The organism is Desulfuromonas sp. CSMB_57 (assembly GCF_020194955.2).
Lineage (GTDB): Bacteria > Desulfobacterota > Desulfuromonadia > Desulfuromonadales > Syntrophotaleaceae > JAFCIY02.
In genome coordinates, this window is the sequence record NZ_JAFCIY020000039.1 from 29,613 (window position 1) to 52,847 (window position 23,235).

General features: G+C 61.0%; 25 protein-coding genes and 1 pseudogene. 7 read left to right on the top strand and 19 right to left on the bottom strand.

The window, feature by feature from the left end; all coding sequences use genetic code 11:
- Nucleotides 1-121 precede the first annotated feature (121 nt).
- The 6 genes and pseudogenes from JQN68_RS11850 to encB all read right to left on the bottom strand — a co-directional run.
- The gene (locus JQN68_RS11850; protein WP_225073820.1) at nucleotides 122-856 is read right to left on the bottom strand and encodes an energy transducer TonB; all 735 of its coding nucleotides are present in this window, start codon (nucleotides 854-856) and stop codon (nucleotides 122-124) included.
- Nucleotides 853-1,257, bottom strand: coding sequence for an ExbD/TolR family protein (locus JQN68_RS11855; RefSeq protein WP_225073819.1), 405 nt, complete (start codon nucleotides 1,255-1,257; stop codon nucleotides 853-855). The genes JQN68_RS11850 and JQN68_RS11855 overlap by 4 nt, the downstream gene beginning before the upstream one ends.
- Entirely contained in the window at nucleotides 1,254-1,862 is a 609-nt protein-coding gene (locus JQN68_RS11860; RefSeq protein WP_225073818.1) for a MotA/TolQ/ExbB proton channel family protein, read from the bottom strand. The genes JQN68_RS11855 and JQN68_RS11860 overlap by 4 nt, the downstream gene beginning before the upstream one ends.
- 254 nt (nucleotides 1,863-2,116) lie before the next feature.
- A complete protein-coding gene (locus JQN68_RS11865) occupies nucleotides 2,117-2,494 on the bottom strand; it encodes a hypothetical protein (RefSeq protein ID WP_225072616.1) in 378 nt (125 codons plus the stop codon).
- Nucleotides 2,495-2,706: 212 nt separating this feature from the next.
- Nucleotides 2,707-3,543, bottom strand: coding sequence for a family 1 encapsulin nanocompartment shell protein (locus tag JQN68_RS11870; protein WP_225072617.1), 837 nt, complete (start codon nucleotides 3,541-3,543; stop codon nucleotides 2,707-2,709).
- A gap of 165 nt (nucleotides 3,544-3,708) precedes the next feature.
- Nucleotides 3,709-4,008, bottom strand: a pseudogene (encB, locus tag JQN68_RS11875) (encapsulin nanocompartment ferritin-likeEncB family encapsulin nanocompartment ferritin-like cargo protein cargo protein); the annotation flags it as partial.
- Between the two features lie 359 nt (nucleotides 4,009-4,367).
- Here encB and JQN68_RS11880 point away from each other — a divergent pair.
- Both JQN68_RS11880 and JQN68_RS11885 read left to right on the top strand, forming a co-directional pair.
- Nucleotides 4,368-5,696 carry a GGDEF domain-containing protein gene (locus tag JQN68_RS11880; RefSeq protein ID WP_225072619.1) on the top strand — a complete coding sequence of 443 codons (1,329 nt, stop codon included), beginning with the start codon at nucleotides 4,368-4,370 and terminating at the stop codon, nucleotides 5,694-5,696.
- Between the two features lie 2 nt (nucleotides 5,697-5,698).
- Nucleotides 5,699-6,082, top strand: a complete 384-nt coding sequence (locus JQN68_RS11885) for a hypothetical protein (protein WP_225072620.1) — start codon at nucleotides 5,699-5,701, stop codon at nucleotides 6,080-6,082.
- Between the two features lie 167 nt (nucleotides 6,083-6,249).
- On the opposite strand, the gene JQN68_RS11890 is transcribed toward JQN68_RS11885, so the two are convergent.
- The 6 genes from JQN68_RS11890 to JQN68_RS11915 form a co-directional block, all read right to left on the bottom strand.
- Nucleotides 6,250-7,155 carry an energy-coupling factor ABC transporter permease gene (locus tag JQN68_RS11890; protein WP_225072621.1) on the bottom strand — a complete coding sequence of 302 codons (906 nt, stop codon included), beginning with the start codon at nucleotides 7,153-7,155 and terminating at the stop codon, nucleotides 6,250-6,252.
- Nucleotides 7,156-7,213: 58 nt separating this feature from the next.
- Nucleotides 7,214-8,443, bottom strand: coding sequence for an NAD(P)/FAD-dependent oxidoreductase (locus JQN68_RS11895; RefSeq protein ID WP_225072622.1), 1,230 nt, complete (start codon nucleotides 8,441-8,443; stop codon nucleotides 7,214-7,216).
- Entirely contained in the window at nucleotides 8,440-9,036 is a 597-nt protein-coding gene (locus JQN68_RS11900) for a 4Fe-4S dicluster domain-containing protein (RefSeq protein ID WP_225072623.1), read from the bottom strand. The genes JQN68_RS11895 and JQN68_RS11900 overlap by 4 nt, the downstream gene beginning before the upstream one ends.
- Nucleotides 9,033-9,902 carry an ATP-binding protein gene (locus tag JQN68_RS11905; protein WP_225072624.1) on the bottom strand — a complete coding sequence of 290 codons (870 nt, stop codon included), beginning with the start codon at nucleotides 9,900-9,902 and terminating at the stop codon, nucleotides 9,033-9,035. The genes JQN68_RS11900 and JQN68_RS11905 overlap by 4 nt, the downstream gene beginning before the upstream one ends.
- A 12-nt stretch (nucleotides 9,903-9,914) precedes the next feature.
- The gene (gene cooS / locus JQN68_RS11910) at nucleotides 9,915-11,828 is read right to left on the bottom strand and encodes an anaerobic carbon-monoxide dehydrogenase catalytic subunit (RefSeq protein WP_225072625.1); all 1,914 of its coding nucleotides are present in this window, start codon (nucleotides 11,826-11,828) and stop codon (nucleotides 9,915-9,917) included.
- A gap of 122 nt (nucleotides 11,829-11,950) precedes the next feature.
- On the bottom strand, nucleotides 11,951-12,658 hold the full coding sequence (locus JQN68_RS11915; protein ID WP_225072626.1) for a LytTR family transcriptional regulator DNA-binding domain-containing protein: 708 nt from the start codon (nucleotides 12,656-12,658) through the stop codon (nucleotides 11,951-11,953).
- 295 nt (nucleotides 12,659-12,953) lie between these two features.
- Between JQN68_RS11915 and JQN68_RS14795 the strand changes: the two genes are divergently transcribed.
- Together JQN68_RS14795 and JQN68_RS11920 are read left to right on the top strand one after the other, a co-directional pair.
- Nucleotides 12,954-13,316, top strand: coding sequence for a tlde1 domain-containing protein (locus JQN68_RS14795; RefSeq protein WP_225072627.1), 363 nt, complete (start codon nucleotides 12,954-12,956; stop codon nucleotides 13,314-13,316).
- Between the two features lie 10 nt (nucleotides 13,317-13,326).
- Nucleotides 13,327-13,833: a hypothetical protein gene (locus tag JQN68_RS11920; RefSeq protein ID WP_225072628.1), complete on the top strand. Its 507-nt coding sequence runs from the start codon at nucleotides 13,327-13,329 to the stop codon at nucleotides 13,831-13,833.
- Between the two features lie 241 nt (nucleotides 13,834-14,074).
- Here JQN68_RS11920 and JQN68_RS11925 read toward each other — a convergent pair whose 3' ends face one another.
- Entirely contained in the window at nucleotides 14,075-14,785 is a 711-nt protein-coding gene (locus JQN68_RS11925; protein WP_225072629.1) for a ferritin family protein, read from the bottom strand.
- Nucleotides 14,786-14,996: 211 nt separating this feature from the next.
- Between JQN68_RS11925 and uvsE the strand changes: the two genes are divergently transcribed.
- Both uvsE and JQN68_RS11935 read left to right on the top strand, forming a co-directional pair.
- Entirely contained in the window at nucleotides 14,997-15,932 is a 936-nt protein-coding gene (uvsE, locus tag JQN68_RS11930; protein ID WP_225072630.1) for a UV DNA damage repair endonuclease UvsE, read from the top strand.
- Nucleotides 15,933-16,093: 161 nt separating this feature from the next.
- Nucleotides 16,094-17,284 (top strand): NAD(P)/FAD-dependent oxidoreductase, encoded by a 1,191-nt coding sequence (locus tag JQN68_RS11935; protein WP_225072631.1) that lies wholly within the window; start codon nucleotides 16,094-16,096, stop codon nucleotides 17,282-17,284.
- Nucleotides 17,285-17,341: 57 nt separating this feature from the next.
- Here JQN68_RS11935 and JQN68_RS11940 read toward each other — a convergent pair whose 3' ends face one another.
- Genes JQN68_RS11940 through JQN68_RS11955 form a run of 4 tightly spaced genes read right to left on the bottom strand, consistent with a single transcriptional unit; the run spans nucleotide 17,342 to nucleotide 18,733 of the window.
- Complete coding sequence (locus JQN68_RS11940; RefSeq protein WP_225072632.1) at nucleotides 17,342-17,866, bottom strand: ferritin; 525 nt, start codon at nucleotides 17,864-17,866, stop codon at nucleotides 17,342-17,344.
- A gap of 30 nt (nucleotides 17,867-17,896) precedes the next feature.
- Entirely contained in the window at nucleotides 17,897-18,163 is a 267-nt protein-coding gene (locus JQN68_RS11945) for a hypothetical protein (RefSeq protein ID WP_225072633.1), read from the bottom strand.
- On the bottom strand, nucleotides 18,136-18,414 hold the full coding sequence (locus tag JQN68_RS11950) for a hypothetical protein (protein ID WP_225072634.1): 279 nt from the start codon (nucleotides 18,412-18,414) through the stop codon (nucleotides 18,136-18,138). The genes JQN68_RS11945 and JQN68_RS11950 overlap by 28 nt, the downstream gene beginning before the upstream one ends.
- 4 nt (nucleotides 18,415-18,418) lie before the next feature.
- Complete coding sequence (locus JQN68_RS11955) at nucleotides 18,419-18,733, bottom strand: ElaB/YgaM/YqjD family protein (RefSeq protein WP_225072635.1); 315 nt, start codon at nucleotides 18,731-18,733, stop codon at nucleotides 18,419-18,421.
- Nucleotides 18,734-19,012: 279 nt separating this feature from the next.
- Here JQN68_RS11955 and JQN68_RS11960 point away from each other — a divergent pair, with 279 nt between their 5' ends.
- Nucleotides 19,013-20,512, top strand: coding sequence for a sensor domain-containing diguanylate cyclase (locus tag JQN68_RS11960; RefSeq protein WP_225072636.1), 1,500 nt, complete (start codon nucleotides 19,013-19,015; stop codon nucleotides 20,510-20,512).
- Nucleotides 20,513-20,527: 15 nt separating this feature from the next.
- Here the strand turns inward: JQN68_RS11960 and nifN are convergent, their stop codons facing one another.
- On the bottom strand, nucleotides 20,528-21,823 hold the full coding sequence (nifN, locus tag JQN68_RS11965; RefSeq protein WP_225072637.1) for a nitrogenase iron-molybdenum cofactor biosynthesis protein NifN: 1,296 nt from the start codon (nucleotides 21,821-21,823) through the stop codon (nucleotides 20,528-20,530).
- Nucleotides 21,811-23,163, bottom strand: a complete 1,353-nt coding sequence (gene nifE / locus JQN68_RS11970) for a nitrogenase iron-molybdenum cofactor biosynthesis protein NifE (RefSeq protein ID WP_249621208.1) — start codon at nucleotides 23,161-23,163, stop codon at nucleotides 21,811-21,813. Before nifE ends, nifN begins: the two co-directional genes overlap by 13 nt.
- Between the last annotated feature and the right edge of the window lie 72 nt (nucleotides 23,164-23,235).

Below are 23,235 nucleotides of genomic sequence, written 5' to 3' on the forward strand. Positions count from 1 at the left end.
GCGCTTATGTGACGGGCTGCTGAATAATTGCTAGGCCGGGGCGAGATTCCGGCACCCCTCTGGTCCGTCCTCGAAAACCGATTCCAGTTGCATAATGCGCCGGACAAAACTTCTCTTTGGTTCAACGCTGCAGGCTGAAACGCACCGGGACCACGCATTCGAAGATTTCCCCGCGCGGGATGCGCGGTGCCGGCAAGGGTTGGGCCTCGGCCACCATGCGCAGGATCGCGTCGTCCAGCATGCGGTGACCGGTACTGCGAACAATCCGTACCGAGATGGCTCGTCCGGTGTCGTCCAGTCGCAGTTGCACCAGGGCCTCTCCCTCCAGGCCCAGGCGGCGAGCGGCGATGGGGTAGTTTTTGTGCCGTTCGAGGCGCCCCGAAAGGGTGGCAAGGTAACTGGCCTGCCAGTCGGGACTGACGGCCCGGGAAGGTGCCTCCTGCGGTCTCGACACCGCCTTCGATTCCGGAAGCGGCGCAGGGTCCACGATGGCAGCATCGGCAACCGTCGGCAGCTGTGGTGCGGTCGGGGATTCCATCCTGGTTTCCGTCTTCGGTTCCGGCAGGGGTTCCGGTTTCCGCGCCGGTTTTTGCTCCGGCCGCGGCTCCGGTTTGGCTGTGGGTGCCGGTTTCTCCCGAGGTTGCGGCCTGGCCTGCGGCGGAGGAGGGGGCGATGGCATTGGCTCTGTCGACGCCGCCGGCATCAAGGGCTGCGCGTCCTGCAGGCGTACCTTGATGGCCTGCAGAGGCTCCGGCGCGACCAACGGGTCGGAGGTCGACATCCGGAGGCTCAGCAGCGCCCCATGGAGCAGTATCGCCACCGCCACGGCAACTTGATGGATGGTCAAGGTCTTCATGGTTTCTGATCGGTGACCACGGAAATATTTTCAGCGCCGGCCTGCTTCGCCAGATCCATGATTTCAACCACCTGACCAAAAGGTACCCCCCGGTCGGAACGCAGGCTGACATCCCGCTCCCGGGTTCGGGCCGACAACAGGACGGCCAGCTTTTCCGCAAGTTCTTCGCGAATCACCCTGTCGCCGTTGAGATCGAGGGTGCCGTCGCGCTGGATGCTGAGACTGATTTCGGGCTCCTGCAGAACCTGGCCGCTGGCCGCTTCCGGCAAGTCCAGGGGCAGCAGGGGGCGGGCGAAGATCGAGGTCAACAGAAAGAAAATCAACAACAGAAAGACCACGTCGAGCATGGGGGTCAGATCCAGGGATTTGCGTTCCGCAACATGTTCGCCGAAATCGATCATGCCTTGGCTCCCAGGTGCTTGGCTGCTTCCGTGCCGTAATGCTTCATGAAATAGGCGAAGGAACGCACCCGATCCTCGAAAAAGTGGTGCAGGATCATGGCGGGGATGGCGACGCATAGACCCGCCACGGTGGTGATGAGGGCTTCCCAGATGCCGCCTGCCAGCAAGGAAGGATCAACCGCGCCGCGGGCCCCGGCGACCTGACGAAAGGCGGCCACCATGCCCAGCACCGTACCGAGCAGGCCCATCAACGGCGCCATGCGGCCGATAAGGTCCAGAACGTGAAGGTTCTGGTTGAGGCGCTTCAATTCGGCTGCGCCGCGCAGACAGATGACCTCTTCCAAAAGATCTCGGCTGTTCCCGTTGTGGCGCAAGCCTTCCGCCAGGACTGCTGCCACCGGGCCGGGAGCCGCGGTAGCCAAGGACAGGGCCTGGTCGATTTTGCGCTCCTCGATGAGAGTATGGATTTTTTCCGGCGCACCGCCATCGCGAGCGGCGCGCAGGTAATGCCAGCCGCGTTCGATGCCGAACACGACGGTCAGGATGGAGCAGGCTAACAGGGGATACATGAGCGGTCCCCCTTTGATGAAAAATTCCCACAGCATGGATGACTCTCCTTTTTCCGAGGCGGGCGGTACGGAAACGGGCCCGCCGAGCAACGCAGTTTCGAGGCGGCGAGTAAAAAAGTTGATTGATTTGATACAGAAATTAAAAATCAAAGTCAACAAGATCTTTTTTCATCCGCGGCGGGTGTGTCCGGGCGAGGTCCGGTACTGGGCTGACGAAACGATGCTCCCCAAAAAAAGGGGGCCGCAACAATGCGTTGCGGCCCCGCTTTTCGACTGTCCCTTTGCCCTGCTCAGTGCCAGCGCACAAAGGGTTCCATGTTGTATTTTTCCTTTTTGGCTTCCTCCTCCTGCCCTTTGGGCCACCAGTGGAACACCTGCAACCCCTCTGCGTCGATGGGGTTTGCGGACATGGTGCTCTGGTCTTCCAGGTCCATGGATTCATACCGCATCAGCACCGGTCTTTCAGGGAAATTGCGGATTTCGATGATGTCGTCGAGATAGATTTCATCCACATCATCAAAGGCATGAGTACCATCATGGAGCGCCATGATTTTGTCGCGCATCATCCGCACCGCTTCTTCGGTATTGCCGGCGGAAAGCAGCATGGTGAAGTAGCCGTGCTTTTTGTGTTGGTCCTCATCGAAGCTGAAATGTGCCATGTATCTCATGTCGCCACCTCCTTGCAGGGAGTGGCGGATTCTCTGGCCCATCAACTTCAGCGGCTAAGGAAAATCCGCCAGGCTCCGGCTCGGTTGTGCAAAAGGCGCCATGGCTCGCTGGTGCCCGCCATCGCCCTTTTACTTGATTATTTTACTACAGAAGTGGGCAAGAAGAAAAGGCCGGGGCCGGTCGTCGTGCCGGCCCCTGCGCAGGCGGGCAATTACTCGATGGTGCAGATGGCGTCGACGCGCCGGATGAGCAGGGAGATGGTTTCGAAGACCCGGAAAATGTGGTTCATGTTTTCGGCGGCGGTGTAGCCGGTAACCAGGTCCTGGCCGATGGCCAGGTTCAGGTTCTGAATGCCGCTGGCGATGACCACCGCCTTGTTGCCCTGGATGGCACTGCAGGGATAGACATTGCCACGCAAGAGGGCCTTGACCTGATCCAGTTCCAACATGCCGGTGCTTCCGTACACTCGCACCATCTGCCCGTAAAGGAAGGGGCTCAGGGCCATGGAATAGGGGCCGCAGTGGCCCGCCGAGTTGAGGGCATTGACGGCTTTGACGGTATCGGCCAAGGGGCCGCCGCCCTGGGTCCAGTCGCCCTTTTTGATCTTGGTCCGGCCTTCCGCCGTCAGCAGACCCTTGTAGCCGAGGTCGGCGTTGCCGTTGAAAATCAGGTCGTCTTCCTGGCCCACGACATCGGCGGCGGCCACGGCGGCGACGCTGACATCAAGAGGAATACCGAGATGCCGATCGGCTTCGACATCCCGCCAGAAAATTTTGAAGTCCTTGAAGATCATGGGAAGGTTGATGGTCTCGCGGCGTTCCGCGGCGACGATGGAATCGACCCGATCGCCGATCATGTCGATGGCCGCCGGCTTGCTGCCGCCGAAAACAGCATAAGGCAGCGCGTAAACGCCGGGCCCGAGAGGGCCGAGAACTTCGATCATTTTACGCCCGACGAGCATGTTGCGGGCCGTGGAGAACACCGCTTCATCGATACGATGCCATTCTTCGCCGGTCAGCGGGGAAGAGCTTCTGTCCAGAATGTCCATGATCACTCCTTGAGGAAATGGGGCAGGGGTTTATTCTTTGCCGTAAAGGTTGCCGAGAGCGCTGGGCGGCAATCCGGCCGCCGGAACATCGTCTTCGGTTGCCGGTGCCGCCTCGGCGGGGGCTTCCGCCGCTGCGGGAATGGGGTTGCCCTCGGTCCTGGCAGCACCCAGGGTTTCCATAAGCTCAATAACTTCCTCTTCGCCCTTGGCGTATAGGCCGGCTTCGCCGGGAGCCAGTTCCTTGAGCAGTTTGAGGAATTCACCCGCGTGGACGATTTCCTCATCGGCGATGTCCCTGAGGACCGCCTGGGCGAGTTGGTTGTCCGTGGACTCGGCCAGTTGCATGTACAATTGGACGGCCTCGTACTCGGCGGCAACCATGTAGCGGATGGCGCGGATCAACTCGTCATGGGTGACTTTGCGATCGGCGGCCAGGCCGGCAAAGGGATTTGCGAACTCAGGCATGCTTGTTTCCTCCTTTCAGGGTGGGGTCTGCCATGGGTAACGGTGGGGTTCCCATACCAAGGGAGTACGTTTAAAAAGACGGCACGAAAAGAATTGTTATAGAATTGATGCTATCAGAAAAATAGGGTGCGGCAAGGTACAGTAGATGCAATGCTTATCCTGGACGGCTGGTTTTGTGGACCGGTTTGGCCGGGGAGAGGAGCTGGGCTGGTTGCGGAACAGGGAGACGGCGACTTCCCGGATGCTGTTAATTTTAATTGTTTGACGGAAACTGGGGCCGCATGTATTTTGGCCAAGTAATCTTTAATTATTTTTTTATTTTTTAAAACAGGAGCAAAACATTTGACACAAGGATGGCCATGCCTTTGATTCGTTTGACCGTCACCCGAAAGATAGCCGCCGGTTTCCTGCTGGTGGTGGCATTCTGCTTGGCGGCGATCATTTTCGCCCTCATGGCCTTGGACAACCTGCGGGTTCGATCCGAGGAATTGGTGCGCCGGGATTTCAGGGCTTTGGTTCTGACGCGCGAACTATCCAGCAGTCTGGCTGATTTGGAACGGCTGGAAAAGCAGGTTCTGATCCTGCGGGACCCCTCCATGTTTCCCCTGATCGACCGTCGCGATGAAGACAACAACCTGCTGCACCGGCAACTCGCCGAGCTTCTGCCGGATGGACGGCTGGCAGAGGTGGAAAGACTGTTCTCTACGGTGGCGACGGCTCGTATCCAAAACCGGGCTTTGCTGGAAGAGCTGAACTGGGAGGAAGCGGATCGACATTCACAGCGGGTCATGACCCCTCTGAACGACCAACTTTTCTCTGCTCTACAGCGCTTCCGGTCGGCGCAGGAAGCTTTTTTGGATCAGACCATGCAGACCTTCAACAGCGCCAGCGTCAGGGCTTATCGCCTTACCTTGACCCTGGCCTTTGCCGGCATCGGACTGGCGGCCCTGGTGGCAGGGGGGATCATTCTCAAGATTCACCGGGCCATGGCGCGCTTGACCCAAGCCACCCGAGCCATGGCCGAAGGTCGTTTCGAACATCCTGTCGGTTTGGAGGGGCAGGACGAGTTCGGCATGCTGGCGCGCAGTTTTTCGGAAATGGGAATGAAACTGCGGGAATTGCAGAGTCTGAATCTGGATGCCAACCCTCTGACCCGCCTGCCCGGCAACCTGGTCATCGAACGGGAACTGGAACAGCGCATTGCCGGCGACCAGCCCTTCGCCCACATCTATATAGATTTGGACTATTTTAAAGCCTATAATGACCGCTACGGGTATCAGGCCGGCAGCGACGTGATCTCCAAGGTCGGCACCATGATCCAGCAGGTCACCGAACGCCTTGGCAACCCGGCGGATCTGATCGGGCATGTGGGCGGCGATGATTACGTGATTCTCAGTACGCCCGATCGTGCCGAAGCTCTCTGCGAGGCTGTTATTCGGGAGTTCGACGCCATGGTGCCCGACTTCTATTCAGAGCAGGATCGCAAGGCCGGCTGTTTCGAAGGTCAGGATCGCTACGGGGTGGTGCGCCGGTTCCCTCTGCTGTCCATGTCCATCGCCGTCGTCGGTACCCAGAACCTGCGGAATCCCTCGGCCGAGGCCATCGGCCGCGAGTGTGCGAAGATGAAGGAACATCTCAAACTACTTCCCGGCAGCAACTATCTGCTGGATCGTCGCGAGAGGCGCTGAGCATGCGCAAGGTTTTTTACGGCAGCCTGTTGATTCTGCTCTGTGCCTGCAAGTCCGGTTCGATCCCCATGCCGGCGCCCCCGCCGGACCAAGTGCTTTTCTACCAGGGGCTGGATGAACTCGGTGGCCGCAAGAATGGTCTGCCGCCGGCTTTAGATGCCTTGCAGAAGGAGTATCCGGACAGTCCGTATGCCCTCCATGTTCGATCTATCGGCCAACTTCTGGAACGGATGCAGAGCCAGCAGCAGGTCATCAATCAGTTGACGCGCGAGCGCAACGCCTGGCGGGACGAAAAGAAGGATCTGCAACAGACCATCGACGCCTTGGAAAACGATCGCCGTAGATTGCGCCAGTTGTTGATCGACCTGGAAAAGCGCCGGCAGTAGGTACCGATGGTCGGCGGGCAATCCGCATGAAATAGTCAGGGCCGGGACTCTCAGGAGTCCCGGCCCTGATGTGTTTCCAGGCCAATCCAAAATCCCATCCCTGGCTCAAGCCTGCCAAGGATGCCATTGAGGGTGGCGTACATGGCAAATTCCTGCCAGCGCTTGATTTAGCCGAGGCGTGCCTGCAGGGGCCGCGCCACCAGCCAAGCCAAAGTGAAGGTCAGCAACACCCCACACAACCCCGCCAGGCCGGTAGCCAGGGCCTCGTGACCGATGGCGGCCAACTGGTAGTCCGTCAGGGGCGACCAGAAACCGCTCTCTTCCACCGGCATGAAGTTCAGATTTTCCGCGATCCTTTCCAGACCGTCCGGCAGGCTGCTGGCCAGGGGGCTCAGCAGCAGCCCGATGCCGCAGGCCGCGGCGAAGGGCCGGGCCATCTGGCGGAAGCCCGACAGGTCGCGCTGTACGGGCCGGGCCAGCAAGGCCAGCGCGGCTGCCGTAATCAGCCCCTCGCCGAGGCCGATGAGAGCATGCACGCGGAGCATGGCACCGGCCACGGTGGCAAACGGCACGGCGCCGGCAAGGGCCAGTTGCAAACTGACGGCCAGGGCGGCGAGCAGCACCGACAACCAGCCGGCGGCGCCGAAAGCCAGGCCGGTGCGCCAGGAAGACCGCAACGCCTCGCTGTTCCACAGCCGCTGCAGGAGGGCGACGGCGGCCACACCGATGAGGGCCATGTTGAGGATGTTGGCGCCCAGCACCATAAGGCCGCCGTCGCCGAACACCAGAGCCTGAACCGCCACCACCAGGGTCATGGCCAGCACCGCGAAGGGCGTACCGAGCAGGGCCGTTGCCAGCGCGGCGCCCAGCAAATGCCCCGAGGTGCCGCCGGCGATGGGGAAGTTCATCATCTGGGCGGCGAAAATTAGGGCCGTTATGGCGGCAAAGCGGCCGACGCCCGGTTTGTTATGGCTGCGGGCTGCCGCCACCAGGGCCGCTCCCACGCCCGCCAGGGCGAGGGCTGCCGTGGCCGGGCAAATGGCGCCCTGCAGCATGTGATCGGGGATGTGCATGTGGTCCTCCTTCGGATTCGGGGTTTCGGTGCCCTGTCGGCAGTCGCAATGATTATCGTCAGGCGCCGGCCGGAGCCAGGTTCATCATGGAACGATAATAGCTCTCGCCGCGGGAGTCGGCAAGCACGCTGCCGATGGCACCCGCGACCGGTTCCCGCGTCAGGTACAGGTTGTAGATGTATCCGGCCAGGCGGGTATCGCCGATGAGGATGTAGCCGTTGATGCGTCCTTCCTGCAGATAAACGCGCCGGAACAGGCGCTGGTTGCGGAAGGTCACGGCTTCGCCTTCGAACCGGCCGGCGGAAACGATGGGAAAATCCAGGTGCTTGCGCAGCACGTTGGCGTTCAGGGAGCCGGCGTAGCGCGTCTGGCCGCCGAGCACGTAGGCCGCCGCCACCCGGGCCTGGGCGATGGCGTTGGGAGCGGTGGCATAGAGACCGGCCGGGCCGTCCAGGGCATGCCGGGTCACGGCCACGTCGCCGGCGGCCAGGATCCGTGCTTCGGCCAGCAGATCGTTGCCGACGGCGATCCCTTGTTCGGCTCCGGTCAGGGGGGCCGAGTTGGGCACGAAGCCGGTGGCGACGATCACCAGGGCGGCGTCGATGTCCCGGCCGTTGCGCAGCCGGACCCCGCAGGCCTGGCCGTTGCGGGCCGTCACCGTGGCCACCTCCGAAGACAGATACAGGTCGATACCGCTGCGCTGTGCCAGTTGCTCCGTGGCAAAGCGTCCGCCGTCGACATCCGTCATGCGCTCCAGCAGCCGCTCATGGCAATGCACCAGGCTGACCTGCAGGCCCCGATGACGCAAGGCCAGGGCGGCGTCCAGACCGATGAATCCGCCCCCGATCACCACGGCCCGTTGCACCCCCTGGGTGCGGATATGGCCGTCGATGGCCTGCATGTCGGAGAGGGTCTTGAAACCGAACACGCCGGCGGTGTCCAGCCAGTCGCGGCAGGGAAACCGGCTGCGGCTGCCGGGAGCGAAGAACAGCCGATCGTAGGGTTCCACGCGGCCCTGTGCGGTGCGCAGCCGGGTTTGCTGCCGGTCGATTTCCACCACCGGGTCGCCGAGGCGGGCCGTGACCCGGTAGCGCCGGTAAAAATCGCGGCCCTTCCAGAACACGTTGTCCGCCGGCTCGCCGGCCAGCAGATAGGGGATGACACAGGGCGAATAGGGGGCATGGGTTTCCGCGCTGCACATGACGATATCGCCGTCAAACCCGCCCAGGCGCAGTTGCTGGACGAATTCGGCCGCGGCCATGCCGGTGCCGACGGTGACCACTTTCATGTCGGTTCCCCCCGGCGCCGGGCAAAGGTTCTGCGCCGCAGTTCCCGGTGCAGGGCAAACAGGGCCGGCTCCCCTGCTTCGCCCAGCAGATAGACCTTGAGACCGGCCTTGGCCCGCTGTTCCCGGGCCGGTTCCAGCTCGCGAAACACCAGGGCGCCGGAATGGCAGGCCGCCACGCAGGCCGGTGCCTCGCCCCGGGCCAGGCGCTGATGGCAAAGGTCGCACTTGAAGGCCACCTCGCGGCCCGGCAGGGCGCGGTGGGTGTGTTTGAAGGAGATGGCATCGAAGGGGCAGACCATGGCGCACATGGCGCAGGCCTGACACCTTTCCGGATGCTGCACTACGGCGCCGCTGTCCGGATCGCGGGCGATGGCCCCTGCCGGGCAGGCACTCAGGCAGGCGGCGGGGTCGCAATGCCGGCAGGAGACGGGAAACGCCTCGTGCTCCACTCCCAGGACGCGCACGTTGACCTGGGTGCGGGCATCTCCGATCAGCCCGAAAAGGTTGCCGCTGGGGTGATGGGCCACGGCGCAGGCCGTTTCGCAGGACTTGCAGGCCACGCATTTGCGGTAATCGACGAGGATCTTTTTCATTCTTTGCCTTCCTCCTCCAGGGCTGCAGCAGATCTTTCGCGGCGTCGTCCTTCGAAGGCCAGCAGGTCCTCGACGAGTCGGTTCAGGCCCGACACATAGGCGCTTTCCTGGTCGAGGATGCGGGTTACGTCCGGCTCCAGGTCCTCGAACCGGGCCTCGCCGGGCAGGGTGTGAATGACGTCGAACAGGCGCTGCGTGTCCTGACCGGTGGCCTCCCGGAAGCGCTGCAACTTGTCGCCGGCGTCCTCCCGGTAGCGATTGACCACCAGATGGATGCGACCGATGCCGAGCTGCCGGGCCAGGTCGGCGGCATGGCAGGCCACCGCCAGGGCGTTGAAGGACAGGTCGCTGACCACCAGGCACTGGGAAAAACCCTTGGCCAGGGCGCGGCCGAAATGCTCCACCCCGGCTTGCGTGTCGAGGAGGATGGCCTCCTCGTCGCGCAGCGCCAGATAGTTGAGCACCGAATCGAGCAGCACGTTCTCCGAGCAGAGACAGCCGGCCGCCGCCTGTACCACGGTGCCCATGACCAGCAGGCTCAACCGGTCGTCGATGCGGACTCCGAAGCGCCCGACCACGTCGCTGACATCAGGGTTGAGACGAAACAGGGCGCCGAAGGACTTGCCGGGCCGTGCGCCGGTTTTTTCCGCGATGTAGTCGGGATTCCGGCTCAGGGGCACGATGGCCAGCGCCTGTTCCGGCGGCAGGCCAAGGGCATGGGGCAGGTTCATCTGCGGATCCTCGTCCGCGGCCAGCACCCGGATGCCGCGTCGACCCAGCAGTCGCGCCAGGCAACTGGTCAGGGTAGTCTTGCCGACCCCTCCCTTGCCCGTGATGACGACACGGAAACCTTTCATTTCATGCATGGCTCTTCTCCCTTACAGTCCGAGTCCGGCGCGCTTTTCCATGATGATGGCCTCCATGCGGTCGGCGGTCGCCAGGGGATCCTCCTCGACGAAGAAATATCCGCCGAGCAGGTCCCGGGCCGATTCCGTGAGAATTTTGGTGACGGCCGGCGAACCGAGGACCGGCGGTACCGGCCAGAGATGCACCGGCAGGCCGCTGCCGATAAAATAGGTGCCGATGGCGACGGCCTTCTCCGTGGTCCATTCCGGCGCTGAACCGACTACCGGCAGGGCGGCCGTGTCCACCCCCAGGTGGTCGGCCAGGGCTCCGGTCAGGACCAACATGCGCGAACAGTCGACACAGGAGCCCATGTGCAGCACCGGCGGAATGCCGAGTTGCCCGCAGACCGCTTTTAGTCCCGGGCCGGCCAGTTCCAGGGCGTCCAGGTTCATCAGCCCGGCCTTGGCGGCGGCGATGGCCCAGCAGCCGGTGCCGAGCACCAGGATGTCCCGTTGAATGAGCTCGCGGGTCAGGGCCAGGTGGAAGAAGTCCTGCTGCACCTTGGCGTTGTTGCAGCCGACGATGCCGACCACGCCCTTGATGGTGCCGTTGGCGATGACTTCCACCAGCGGGTCGGGCGTGCCGCCCAAGGCAGCCAGGATCTGCTCGACGGTGAAGCCGACCATGGCTTCCTCCGTCTCCTGGGGGATGTAGACCTTGGCGGTGTTGCGGTTGGGGAAAGCGTCGATGGCGGTCTGAATGATGCGCCGGGCGATGGCGTCGGCCTGATGTTCCTCGAACTGAATGTGCAGGGCGCCGGGGATGTTGGTCTGCTCGCTGGTGGTGATGAAGCGGGTGTGGAAGCAGGACGACAGGTCGGCCAGGGACGGGAAGATGCACTGCACATCGACCACCATGGCCTCCACCGCGCCGGTCATGATGGCCAACTCGCTGTGCAGCAGGTTGCCGGCCACGTTGACCCCCTGGCGCATGAGGATCTCATTGCCGGTACAGCACAGACCCGCGACATTGATGCCCTTGGCGCCCACCGCCCGGGCGGCTTCGGCCATTTCGGGAGCGCGGGCCCATTCCACGACCTTTTCCGACAAGACCGGTTCGTGGCCGTGAACCAGCACGTTGACCATCGTCTGGTCGAGGACGCCGAGATTGGCCTTGATGGTGCGCACCTGAGGCGATCCGAACAGGATATCCTGGCATTCGGTGGCGATGAGGGAACCGCCCCAGCCGTCGCCGAAGGAGCAGCGCAGGGTCTGCGCCACCAGGGACAGGGGGTCGGCGTCGCAGCCGAAGTGGGTGCGGTGCATGATATCCACCACCTCCCGGTCGATGCCGCGCGGCAGCAGGCCGATGCGGGCGCCCGTCAGCTCTGTCAGGGTACCCTCCAGGCCTTTTAGCAATTCGACGCGCTGTTTCGGCATGTAGGCGGTGGCGAAGGGGATGACCTCCTCTCCCTGGGCGCCGAAACAGGCGATGGCCACATCGGCCACCTCGCCGGCGATATCCAGGATCTCCCGCCCGGCCGTGGCGATGCCGAGACGGCCGGCCACCACCAGCAATTTATCGGGATTGATGAGGGGATAATCCGTATTGCGACCCGCCGCGACTTCCTTCAGCAGCAGGGCCACCTTGCGGCCGTGGTCGGAGTGGGCCGAGGCGCCGGCCGCCGCCATGCGCGCCAGGTTGCGGGCCACCATGGTGTCGGCGTTGGCGCCGCATACCCCGCGTCGCGGACCCTGTTCCAGAGGATCGATGCGGCAGGGTCCCATGCTGCAATTGCGGCAGCAGGTGCCGAGTTGGCCGTAGCCGCACTGCGGTTGCTGGGCTTCCAGGCGGCTCCAGGCGGTCTCGAAACCGTCGCGATCGGCAATCTTCAACATCGCCGCAGCCGCCGGATCGACGCTGCGGTGGTCAGGTCTGGTGCACATGGTTACTCCTTCAGGTAGTTCGGCAGATGGACAATTCGTCGGGCATCCTAGGCGGAACGGGAGCGAAGGGCAATATACGATTGGTCAACGGCGGGATGGTTTGGTGAACGGTTGTGGGCGGCTCAGCGCAGACCGATGCGCTGCAGAAAATCCTTCGACCGGCTGCGGCTCACCGGCAGGCGCGCCTGGTCGCCCTCCATGACCACGGCGAGGGATTGGGCATCCCGATCGATCTTCTTCACCTTGCCGAGGTGGATCAGGTAGCTGCGGTGGATGCGGATGAATTCCTTGGTCGGCAGACCTTCCTCGATGACGCCGAGGGGCAGATCGCAAAAGAAGTCGCCGCGGGCGGTAAAGATGCGGCTGTAGACGTTTTCCGCCCTGATATAGAGAATTTCGGAGGGATCGATGAGCCGGATGCCGCTGGCTGTCGATACGGGGATTTTCAGCAGGGTGCGCTGGGCGGTGGTGATGAAGGGCGTGATGTCGTATACCAGGCAGCCGTTGATGGTCTGCTGCAGGCTGCTGTCGAGCAGGGGCATGAGCTTGAGAAACAGGAATCGCTCATCCCGGTCGCGGCCCAGGTGCCGGATGGTATGGGGAACCGGCCGGCTGGCATCCTTCATCACCCGGAAGATGTCCCGGATCTGGTTGCGAAGTTTTTCCTCGTGCAGTGCCAAGAGGTTGGTGCGGAACACCTCCTCGCGGGAGATTTTCGGGAAGATCAGCAACAGGGCCTGGTTGATGAAGAGGACGTTGAAGGCATCGTCGAACAGCACCACACCGGGGTCCAGTTGTTCAAGCAGTTTGAGGAGGTTATCGCTTTCCATCGAAGCCGCCTTCCGGGCTGTGAGGGCCGCTGGGTTCCGGTGCAGGGTGGAGCAGGGGGTGCGGCGCGATTTTAGCAGGGGCCATTCGGCATGGCCAGTCATTTTTAGCCGAATCAAGGCATGATTGACCGTCGATATTTCCTCGCCCGGCAAATTGCGGAACCGGGTGAAGGTCTGTTTCATTAATGGATGAACGAACCAAAAATTTGGTGAAAAATCTAATTGAAAAACAATGTAAATTATTATTTAATAATTTTACGTGGTGTTAGCCGTTCACTTTCTAAGGAGGTTGTCGATGCATTGGGAATACAGTCAGTCTACCGGTATCCTGACATTCGATGGGGCCAAAGTCGTAAAAGGCTACGCCGGACGGGGAGCCGCAAAAAACCAGCCGGATATGGAACACTTGGTCGGTTTCGGGCCGATCCCGAAAGGAGAGTATGAAATCAAGAGTCCAAGGCAGAGTTCCAGGACGGGCCCATACGTGCTCCCCTTGGTGCCGGTCGGACATAATGCGCTTGGTAGATCCAGTTTTCAAATCCATGGCGACTCGATATCGAATCCCGGCTCTGCGTCCAGCGGTTGCATCATTGTCGGCCGCGAAATCAGGGAAAAAATTTGGAATAGTGGCGCGCGAAAGCTGGTGGTGATCCCCTAGGAGAATTTATATGAATGCGAGCATTAGATTATGGGTTTTTCTAACTCTATTGCTTCTTTCTGGATGTTGGGCGGTTGCGGAAAATTCTGAAAAGACGGTGGAGCATTTGCGCTCTGACGGGAAAAATTATGTTGAGTATATTGTTGAAAATAATAAATTTGAAAAATTGCTGGATAGGATAGAAAATGGAGATGAAATATTGATTATGAATTCACATCTATTCTTGCCTTGGATTGACGCCTCGAATTTAACTTCTTTGCATTTTTCTTTATCAAGAGCCTTGATTGAAAACCCAGAAGCAGTAATGTCCTTGATTCCCAGGTATTTTTCTGTTTCTGAAATTTGCACCATTCCCTATGTTGAGGGATTGCTAGAGGTAGAGAGAAGGCATGTGTCAAGAGCAATCGAGGCATTGGAGTCCGTGGCAAAATCCGAATTAACTCCAAGTTATTTTGAATGTCTGGGTATCTATAAAAATCTTCAGACAACCATCAGTCATGACTTGAATGGCGACTGAGACAACTGCCGGGTAGTGCCCACCCTAAGAGGTTGGTTGGGGGCAGGGATTGGGCAAAAAATCTTCCTGCTATTCTGTCCGCCCCAACACCCCATCGGCCATGCGGATGTGCCCCACCTGCCGCCAGGGGATGCCGAGCAGGGTGGCGCCGGCGAAAGAGATTGTCTTGCAGGGGCTCGACATGGGGCCATTCTAGCAAGCCATTGCGCGGGAAGGAAATTTCAGGAACTCCAGGCTGGTGTCAGGGGCGAAGAATCCGGTGCCGCCGGTTGTTGCGGCTGTCGGCCCGAAGCTGCAGGATGAAATCCTCCGCCTCGATGCCGAGAGTAAATCGGGAGCCACAGAAGCCGCAGTCCGCGGCTGCGTGGAGACGGGGCCACAGTTTCAGGGTCTTGCCGCAGATGGGGCACCACACGTCGACAACCGTTCCCCGTCGAAGCTCGGCCAGGGCCTGCTCGAAAATGCGCCGATGGGCCTGTTCCTGTTCCGCCACATCCCGAAACAGTTCACTGACGGGCCCGGAAGTTTCACGGGCGAAATAGCGGTAGATGGCATCGGCCCGCTGTTCCTGGACGATGTCCGTCGCCATGGCCTGGACGACCCGTCCCAGGCCCGGGATCGGTTCTGTTTCCGGAGGCGTGATCCCATGGAATAGAGCCTCGGGGAACACGATGCGGGGCACGGGTTCTTGACCCGGATTGAGGGCCTCGGCGGCTTCCAGGAACCATTGCCGATGGACGATTTCCACTTCCATGATCCCGAGCAAATCCCAGAGAATCACCGGCACTGGTCGGACGGGATACACCTCGTCCAGAACATAGTACTGCGCCATCAAGGGCACCGTGGCAAAGGGGTCCCGATGCAGTTGGCGGGAGTAAAGATGGATGGCGAAGTCCTCGCGGCCCGCGCTTTCCAGCAGGCCACTGACGGCATATCGTTGCGTCGCGTCCATGATGGGACTCCTTTATGGAGCAGTACAAGAACCTGACTGAAGTTTACCCGGAATCTTTTGTTGTTGATTGCAATGGTTCTGTCTTGGTTGTCGATTTCTGAATTCTTTGCAAAAATTGCTATGCTATTGTTTCATGGAGCCATGGTCGACATGGTTTTGGGTGAAGGTCTGCCCGGACGGGTTGCGCGGAAGGTTTTTGTGCGATGGAGCGATGATGCGTTTGGGGCTTTGCTGTATTTTCGTCGAACAACCCATCCGCTTTCGCGCCACCACGGCCCGGATTCTCTCCGCCTTGCCCCGCGCAGGGCAACTTTCCCGGTTGTCGGACATCTGCCTCGAAAATGCCCGCAACCTGGTGCGTGCCGTCGAGACCGTGCATGGTTTGGGCATCGGCGCCTTTCGGGTAACGACTCCGCTGTTTCCGCGCTACACCCATCCTCTGGTCGGCTACCATCTGGATGAACTGCCGGCCGCCGGCGAGATCCGCCGGCAACTTGCGGAGGTCCGTCGGCTGCGCGGGAGTCTCGACATCCGTCTGAGTTTTCACCCTGACCAATTTGTCTCCCTGTCGTCCCTGCGTCCGGAGGTGGTGGACAAATCCATTGCCGAGTTGGAATACCAGGGGCTGCTGGCCGAACTCATCGGTGCGGAGGTGATCAACATTCATGCCGGCGGTCGGCAGGGCGGCAAGGAACAGGCTCTGCGGCGGTTGGCGGACAATTTCCCCCGTCTGTCCGAACGGGTGCGAACCAGGCTGACCCTGGAAAACGACGAGCTGTCCTATTCAGTGCGGGATTTGCTGCCTCTCTGCCACGCCCTTGGGGTGCCCCTGGTCTATGATGTTCACCATCACCGCTGCCTCCCCGACGGCCTTGCCGTGGCGGAGGCCACCACTTTGGCTGCGGCCACCTGGCGGGGGCGCGGCGAGCCCTGGGCGCACGTCTCTTCGCCGAAACAGGGTTGGCAGGGGTCCAATCCGAGGTTGCATGCCGATTATATCGACCCCGAGGATTTTCCGGTTTGCTGGCGTGGCCTGGCCTTGACGGTCGATGTGGAAGCCAAGGCCAAGGAACTGGCGGTCTTGAAGCTGATGTCCGATCTGGGAATGACGCCGAAGCAAGGCAGCGGCTCCGCAGGGCAAGCTTAAAGTCCCCACGCCAAATGTTTCGGTTTTTCGCCCCTCCCTTGCCGGGAGGGGCTGGGGAGGGTGTGCAGTGAGTATGACAAATTAAGAATTCGTGGTTTATCCATTCAGGCGACGTGATAAGATTGGCCCTGTTTGGAAAACTGGAATTTCAGGGAGGAACCATGGCTGAAAAACAACGCATCGTCATCGTCGGCTCCAGCATCGCCGGAGTGTCCGCGGCCGAGGGGGCGCGCAAACAGGACGCCGAAGCCGATATCCTGCTCCTTTCCCAGGAACCGTTTCTGCCTTACTACCGGTTGCGTATCTGCGAGGTGTTGGACCATCCGGAAACGGCGCCGCAATTGACCCTGCATCCACCGGAGTGGTATGACGATCTACGCCTGCGACGCCTGCAGGGTACGGTCACGGGAGTGGAACCCGCCGCAAGCCGCGTTCGCCTGGCCGACGGTACATGTCAGGAATATTCCAGCCTGGTGATCTGTACCGGCAGCCAGAGTTTCGTGCCGCCCATCCCCGGCATCCAGCGACCGGGGGTGCATACCCTTTGGCTGATGCAGAACGCCCTGGAACTCGCCAAGGTGATCGCCCGGTCGCGCAGCATCATTGTCATCGGCGGCGGTCTGTTGGGCCTGGAGGCCGCCTACCATGCACGGCGCGCCGGGCTGCAAACCACCATTATCGAAAAGGCTCCTCTGCTGTTGGCCAATCAGTTGGACGAAGCCGGTTCCGCGCTCTTCTGCCGACGAGTGCAAAGCCTCGGGATTCGAGTGGAGACGGGAGCCGATATTCTTGCCGTAACCGGTCGCGACGATGCCCCGGAAAGTCCCGCCCGCGGAGTGCGACTGGCCGATGGTCGCTGCCTGGAGGCGGACATGATTTTGGTCAGTATCGGCGTCAAGGCCAATATGGGATTTCTGGAGGGCTCCGGCATCAGGACGGAACGACGGATCTTGACGGATACCTGCATGCAGACCAATGTGCCGGGGATCTACGCCGCCGGCGACGTGGCCCAGCCCGACGGCTACTGGTTCGGTCTCTGGCCGGTGTCGCGACAGCAGGGTCTGGTGGCGGGGAGCAACGCCGCCGGCGGCAAAGCGGAATTTGCCATGAACATCCCGCCCTATATGATCAACACCATGGAAACCCGGGTGGCCGTGCAGGGGGACAAGGGGCTGAGCGAGGCGCCGGGCTATTCCCTCGACATCAGCCTGGACGAGGAACGGGGCCATTACCGCAAGCTGGTCTATCGGAATGGCATCCTGAGCGGTTTCATGCTGGTGGGCGATACTTCGGAATTCGTCAAGTTGCAGCAGGCCATGGGCAAGCCGACAGCCTCCTTGGTGGGAGCATGAAAAAGCCGTGCGGAGGCCGGGGCTTCCGCACGGCTGATGTCAAAGAAAAGCTGAGCCTCAGGCGCCGGTGATGTTCATGCCCGTCGGCGGCATGAAGGTGCGCTGGCTCAGTTCCCGATCCAGCATCAGCAGGCCGCGCCCGTCGCTGCCGAGGCGTTTGAGTTTTTTCAGTTCCAGGCCGAAGCTGGCCTCTTCCTCCACCTGCTCGGTGACGAACCATTGCAAAAAAATTTCGGCCGCATGATTGTTTTCCTGTTTGGCCAAAGTCATGAGTTGATTGATGCGGTCGGTGACGAACTGTTCGTGCTTGAGAGAATATTCGAACACCGCCAGGGGTGACTCATAGTCCGTCTGCGGACCGTCGATGGGCAGCAGGATGGCCCTGCCGCCGGCTTCGCAGATGAAGTTGAAGAACTTCTCCCCATGGCAGAGCTCTTCCAGGGTCTGCAGACGCATCCAGTGGGCGAAGCCGGGCAGGTCCTCGGACTCGAACCAGGCGGCCATGGCCTTGTACAGGTAGGCGGAAAAGAACTCATTTTTCATCTGTTCGTTGAGCGCATCCTGCAATTTCTGGCTGAGCATTGCGGGTACTCCTTCTCCTTGGAAAGAATGTCAGGGGCAGGGCGGCGGTTCCTGGGACGACCCTTTCGGTAAGCATTGATCCAGCAGCAGCGGCGCCAATTGCTTCAACGTGCGCCGCAGGCGGGGTGAGGCCCCGAGCAGCAAGCCGCCGGCAAAGGCCACCAGCAGACCGCCCTTGGGATGCAGGCGGCTGGTGGTCAGCACGGACAGCAGCAGCGACGGCTCCCGGGCTGCCACCTGCCGCAACCGCGCCTTGGCATCGGCGACGCTCAGCGGAGCATGCGGCGTGCATAGCATAGGGCCCCTCCGGCGATGATCAGCATGATGACGGCGCAGCTGAACAGGGCTCCCGGTGGACCCAGGAGGCCTGCCAGAACCAGATAAAAGGCCCGCATCAGCAACCCCACGGCGCCAATGATGACGACGCTGGCGGAAATGCCGATGACAAAGGCCGCACCGACGCGGATGATCCCTCGCTGGAACGTTTTTGCTTCCGCTTCGAGCAGATCCAGCAGGGCAATGGAAAAATCGGTTAACGTCTTCAGCATGAGTCTATTTCCGGCTGACGAGCCAGCCGAGCACAAAGCCGACTCCTGCGGCGGTCAGCAGTGCCGTGAGGGGATGCTCGTCGACCTGCTTCTCGATTTTTTGAATGGCTTCCTGCCCATGGTGTTTCATGTTTTCGGCACCTTCCTGCAGGCGCTTGAGCAGGCGCTGGGTTTCCGTTTCCAGTTTCTGGCGGGCATTGCTGACCATGTCACGAGTCAGGTCGAGACCGGCATCCTTCAAACGGGCGGTATCGGCCTGCAACTGTTTGAGATCGTTGCGGATGGCTTCCAATTCCTGTTGCATGGTGCTCTCTGTCATGGGGGTCCTCCCTTTCCATGGGCAAATTATCAAGTACCTGGTGAAACCGGTCCGGTCCACGATGGATGGCAACCGGTTTTATTCTACACGTTACGTTTTATCTTAGCAAATTAAGGGCAAGTCTCAAGGGCCGGCGGGGTCTTTGCGCCCTGCTCCGCGGCAGCATGGACATCCCTGTTTGGCCTTGCAGGGGTGCCATGAATTCGGTTACCTTTAGAGACGGTTTTTCTGAAAATCACCCTTTTTCACATGCGTGAACAGGGCCGAGGGAGACAAGGGATGTTAAGGAACCTGGCAGACCTGACCATCAAAACCAAGCTGATTCTCTCTCTGAGTTTTCTCCTGGTCACCGGCTTTTTCCTGACCAATTACCTGAATTATCGGGCATCGAGACATTCGGTGCGCAGCAATATCATCGAACACTCCCTGCCGCTCACCCGCGACAACATCTATTCCGAAATCCAGACCGATCTGCTGCGTCCCATCTATGTTTCGTCGTTGATGGCCAACGATACATTCCTGAAGGACTGGGCGATTGAGGGCGAAAAGAATGTATCCCAGATTACCAAATACCTGTACGAAATCAGTCAGAAATACGGTTTTTTCTCGACCTTCTTCGTCTCAGATCAAACCGGAAACTATTACCATTTCAACGGCATTCTGAAACGCATCAGTCCAAGGGACGCGCATGACGTCTGGTTTTATGATTTCAAAAAACTCAATCAACCTTACGATCTTTCGGTGGACAACAACCAAGCCGCCGACAACCACCTGACCATCTTCATCAATCACCGATTGGAAGATCACCAAGGCAATCTGCTGGGGGTGACGGGCGTCGGACTTAACATGCAGATGGTGGGCGAATTGCTGCTGGACTATCAGCGCCGCTATGACCGCAATGTTTATCTGGTTGACCGGGACGGTTTGGTGAAAGTTCACAAGGATCAGGATTGGGTTGACCGGGTGAATATTTTGCAGCGGGAAGGATTGAATGAAATAGCCGAACAGGTGTTGACCGTAGGGGATGAACCTCGATTTTTCGAATACCGTAAGGACGGTCGGACCATGCTGCTGACCTCCCGGTATATCCCGGAATTTAAATGGTTTCTCCTGGTCGAACAGGATGAGAGCCGGGCTTTGGCAGGCATCCGCAACAGTTTTCTTGGTAACCTGGTTTTCGATTTGGCCATCATCGTCCTGGTTCTCGTCATCACCATTTGGACGATCAACAAATACCAGAGCCGACTCGAACAATTGGCGACCACCGATGAGCTGACTCAGGCCTTCAATCGCCGGGAATTCGAGCGTTGTTTCGAGTTGGCCGTCTATCAGAGCCGACGCAAGCAGGAAGCATTTTCCGTCATCCTGTTCGACATCGATAATTTCAAGGGCATCAACGATCAACGCGGTCACCTGGCCGGTGATCGGATTCTCAAAGAAGTGGCGGTCATCGCCCGGGATTGTTTCCGGAAGAACGATCTGCTGGTGCGTTGGGGTGGGGACGAGTTCGTCCTGCTGACCTACGGCGATTTGCACCAGGCGCAGAGCATGGCCGAGCGCATCCGTAGCCGGGTGCGGGATCTGCGCCCGGACCTGGACGGCCATGCTGCTCCGGAAGCGGCCAACCTGGTGAGCATCAGCTGCGGAGTGGCGGAATGGGTCGCCGGGGAAACCCTGGATCAACTCATGACGCGGGCCGATCGGGCCCTCTACCTGGCCAAAAGCGCCGGCCGCAACCTGACGGTGGTCCTGCCTCAGGGGGAGGGGGCCGCCGGTTGAGGCAGAGATTGCGTCTCAAGCGTGTGTCGTCGCGCGACGGTGGTGTTCGGCGGCATTGGCCGTTTCGCACAGGAAGTAGGCGCCGCCCTCGTACAGTTGATCGTTTTTGAGCTGGTTGCCGACCTCTTCCCAATTGGGAAATCCCCGCAATACCAGGCCCTTGCCATGTCGATGGGCGAGGGCCTCGCAATGGAAATTGCCGATCACCAGGTCGTAATCCTCCTGCCGAACCTCCGCATCCTCCAGATCGCCCACCAGTACCCGGTCGGCTGGGACCTCATCCAACCCGGGCGCATCGACGGTGGCCAGAGCGAGGGTAACCCGGCCGCCGGCCTCGGCCAGGGCCTGGCAGGCGCCGGCCAGAAAATCAGGTTCCCCGGCCACCAGGAAGCGGGTCTGGCCAAGGGCGAAGTGGGTATCGAGCATGGCATCCTGCAGGCGCCGGCGCCAGCGGACGATGGCCGGGTGGGGTAATTCCCGTCCGCTTTCCGCCAGCAGGGCGGCGGCCAATGCATCCGTCGCCGCCAGGCCCTGCAGGTGTGGGAAGTGCCGGTGGCACAGGGCCGGGTTTTTGTTCAGCAGGGCCGCCGCGCTCGGCAGCATGGAAGCACCGACGGAGATCACCAGGGCCGCCTCGGCCAGACTACGGATTTGCTCCACCTCGATGCCGCCGCTGCTCAGGGCGCTCTGCTTTTCGCCCAAGTGGCCGTCCAGGGCGGTGGACAGATCGGGCAGGGCGTGAACTTGATAGCCGAACCGGGCGATGAACTCCTTGATGCGTTCCACCTCGATGGGCTGCAGGCCGACATGGGGCAGCAGTATCGCCTTGCCCTTTTGAACCGCATCGCAGGGTTTGGTCAATTGATCGATCATGGCCCGGACCGCCTTGCCCCAGCCGCTTTCCAGCCCGCCCTCGTAATCGGTGGTATGTACATACACCAGGGGAAAATCGACCTGCCCGGCGATGCCGCCGAGGTCGTCGCCCTTGGTTTCCGTCAGACCGGTGCTGCACAGGCCGATGAGGCTCGGCGTGACCTTGGCGGTGATGTTGCGTACCGCTTCGGGAATGCTCGTATCGCCGCCGTCGAGCACCGCGCTGACGTCCGTCACGGCGGTGGTCTGGATGGCGATGGGCTCGCTGAAATGGCGGGTCAGAAACACCTTGGTGAAGGAGGTGCAGCCCATGCCGCCGTGCATCAGCGGCATGCAGCCATGGACGCCGAGAAACGCCAGGGTCGCCCCCATGGGCTGGGACAGGCGGATGGGATTGACCTGCAGCGGCTTGCCGGTTTTGCGTATCACTTCTCCCATGGCGCCCTCCTGGCGACGTTTTCGAATACCGGGTTCTCCAGCGCGTTCTTCAGATCCTCGGCCAGGTTCAACAATCCTGCGTAGCCGCCGTAGCTTTGCTTCTTTTCCTGATTGACATCGGCAAAGGCAATGCGTTTCTTGATGGCGGTGTACAGGCTGCGGCCGCCTGCCAGCAGCAGATCGGCGCCGGTCTCATCGATGATGCGGGCCTGCTCCTGACCGGGGTTGGTCATCAGAACCCCCTTCTCCCCCAAATATTGCCGGGCTTTTTCCCGATCCGCCTCGGTGGCCTTGCGCACCGAGGTCGCCACCACCTCGATGCCCAGATCCTGCAGGGCCGAAGCGATGGACCAGGATTTGTTGCCACCGGTGTTGAGCACCGCCTTGCGGCCGCGGAAGAACTGCCGATAGGGCGCCAGTCGCTGTTCCAGTCGGGCCTCCTCGCGGCCGATGAGCTGTCGGGTGCGGTCAACCAGGCCGGCGTCGCCGAGGGCTTCGGCGATGGCCAACAGTCCGGCGCTGGTGTCCCGCCGGCCATAGAAGGACACGGAAATGGACGGGGTGCCGTAGCGTTCCTCCAGTTTGCGGGTCAGGGACACCAGTGACTTGGCGCAGACCAACACGTTGAGGCGGGCGCGATGGGCGGTGCGGATGCGGGCCACCCGGCCGTCGCCGCTGAGGGTGGAGAGAATGCGGATGCCCAGCTCTTCGAGCAGCGGGCTGTACTGCCACATGTCGCCGGTGACATTGTATTCGCCGATGAGGTTGATGTCGAAGGGGGTGGTGTTTTCCGGCTCCAGGGTGCCGATGAGGTGCATCAGCACCGCCTCTCCGGCCAGCCGGCTGCCGAGGTTCTTGCTGCCGACGAAACCGGGTGCATGCACCGGTACCACCGGCAGGCCGTGGGCGGCTTCGGCCTGCCGGCAGATCAGGTCGAGATCGTCCCCGATCATGGCGGTGACGCAGGTGCTGTAGACAAACACCGCCTGGGGGGCGTAGTGCTTTACCAGGTAGTCGATGGCCTGACGCAACTTCGTTTCGCCGCCGAACACCACGTCGTTGGTGCCGATGGCGGTGGTGAAACCCATCTGGGTCAGGTCGCGCCCCGGCCAGCTGGTGCGCGTCAGGCGCGTTTCCCAGGAGGCGCCCAGGCAGGTAGCGGGGCCGTGGACCAGGTGGGCGGCGTCGGCGTAGGGAAACAGGGAGATCTGGGCGCCCTCGAAGGCGCACCCGCCGGTGGTGGCGCCGGGGACGGGGGCGTTGCAGGCGGCTTTTCGGGTCTGGCTGTGGGCGCAGGCCGTTTCGTCGAGCAGTTCACGGATCTTCGGTTTTTGGGCCACGGCCGGGACTCCTTTGGGAGGGGTGCGAAGGAGCCCGGAACGGCAGCTCCTGCCTTCTTACCAGCAAGAGTC

Coding starts and splice junctions, on each gene's coding strand:
- JQN68_RS11955 (WP_225072635.1), bottom strand. CDS start 18,733: ATGACAGAGAGCACCATGCAACAGGAATTGGAAGCCATCCGCAACGAT.
- JQN68_RS11940 (WP_225072632.1), bottom strand. CDS start 17,866: ATGCTCAGCCAGAAATTGCAGGATGCGCTCAACGAACAGATGAAAAAT.
- JQN68_RS11870 (WP_225072617.1), bottom strand. CDS start 3,543: ATGGACATTCTGGACAGAAGCTCTTCCCCGCTGACCGGCGAAGAATGG.
- JQN68_RS11865 (WP_225072616.1), bottom strand. CDS start 2,494: ATGAGATACATGGCACATTTCAGCTTCGATGAGGACCAACACAAAAAG.
- JQN68_RS11950 (WP_225072634.1), bottom strand. CDS start 18,414: ATGCTGAAGACGTTAACCGATTTTTCCATTGCCCTGCTGGATCTGCTC.
- JQN68_RS11850 (WP_225073820.1), bottom strand. CDS start 856: ATGAAGACCTTGACCATCCATCAAGTTGCCGTGGCGGTGGCGATACTG.
- JQN68_RS14795 (WP_225072627.1), top strand. CDS start 12,954: ATGCATTGGGAATACAGTCAGTCTACCGGTATCCTGACATTCGATGGG.
- cooS (WP_225072625.1), bottom strand. CDS start 11,828: ATGTGCACCAGACCTGACCACCGCAGCGTCGATCCGGCGGCTGCGGCG.
- JQN68_RS11960 (WP_225072636.1), top strand. CDS start 19,013: ATGTTAAGGAACCTGGCAGACCTGACCATCAAAACCAAGCTGATTCTC.
- JQN68_RS11880 (WP_225072619.1), top strand. CDS start 4,368: ATGCCTTTGATTCGTTTGACCGTCACCCGAAAGATAGCCGCCGGTTTC.
- JQN68_RS11895 (WP_225072622.1), bottom strand. CDS start 8,443: ATGAAAGTGGTCACCGTCGGCACCGGCATGGCCGCGGCCGAATTCGTC.
- JQN68_RS11855 (WP_225073819.1), bottom strand. CDS start 1,257: ATGATCGATTTCGGCGAACATGTTGCGGAACGCAAATCCCTGGATCTG.
- JQN68_RS11915 (WP_225072626.1), bottom strand. CDS start 12,658: ATGGAAAGCGATAACCTCCTCAAACTGCTTGAACAACTGGACCCCGGT.
- JQN68_RS11900 (WP_225072623.1), bottom strand. CDS start 9,036: ATGAAAAAGATCCTCGTCGATTACCGCAAATGCGTGGCCTGCAAGTCC.
- JQN68_RS11905 (WP_225072624.1), bottom strand. CDS start 9,902: ATGCATGAAATGAAAGGTTTCCGTGTCGTCATCACGGGCAAGGGAGGG.
- JQN68_RS11890 (WP_225072621.1), bottom strand. CDS start 7,155: ATGCACATCCCCGATCACATGCTGCAGGGCGCCATTTGCCCGGCCACG.
- JQN68_RS11935 (WP_225072631.1), top strand. CDS start 16,094: ATGGCTGAAAAACAACGCATCGTCATCGTCGGCTCCAGCATCGCCGGA.
- JQN68_RS11945 (WP_225072633.1), bottom strand. CDS start 18,163: ATGCTATGCACGCCGCATGCTCCGCTGAGCGTCGCCGATGCCAAGGCG.
- JQN68_RS11860 (WP_225073818.1), bottom strand. CDS start 1,862: ATGCTGTGGGAATTTTTCATCAAAGGGGGACCGCTCATGTATCCCCTG.
- JQN68_RS11920 (WP_225072628.1), top strand. CDS start 13,327: ATGAATGCGAGCATTAGATTATGGGTTTTTCTAACTCTATTGCTTCTT.
- JQN68_RS11885 (WP_225072620.1), top strand. CDS start 5,699: ATGCGCAAGGTTTTTTACGGCAGCCTGTTGATTCTGCTCTGTGCCTGC.
- JQN68_RS11925 (WP_225072629.1), bottom strand. CDS start 14,785: ATGGACGCGACGCAACGATATGCCGTCAGTGGCCTGCTGGAAAGCGCG.
- uvsE (WP_225072630.1), top strand. CDS start 14,997: ATGATGCGTTTGGGGCTTTGCTGTATTTTCGTCGAACAACCCATCCGC.
- nifN (WP_225072637.1), bottom strand. CDS start 21,823: ATGGGAGAAGTGATACGCAAAACCGGCAAGCCGCTGCAGGTCAATCCC.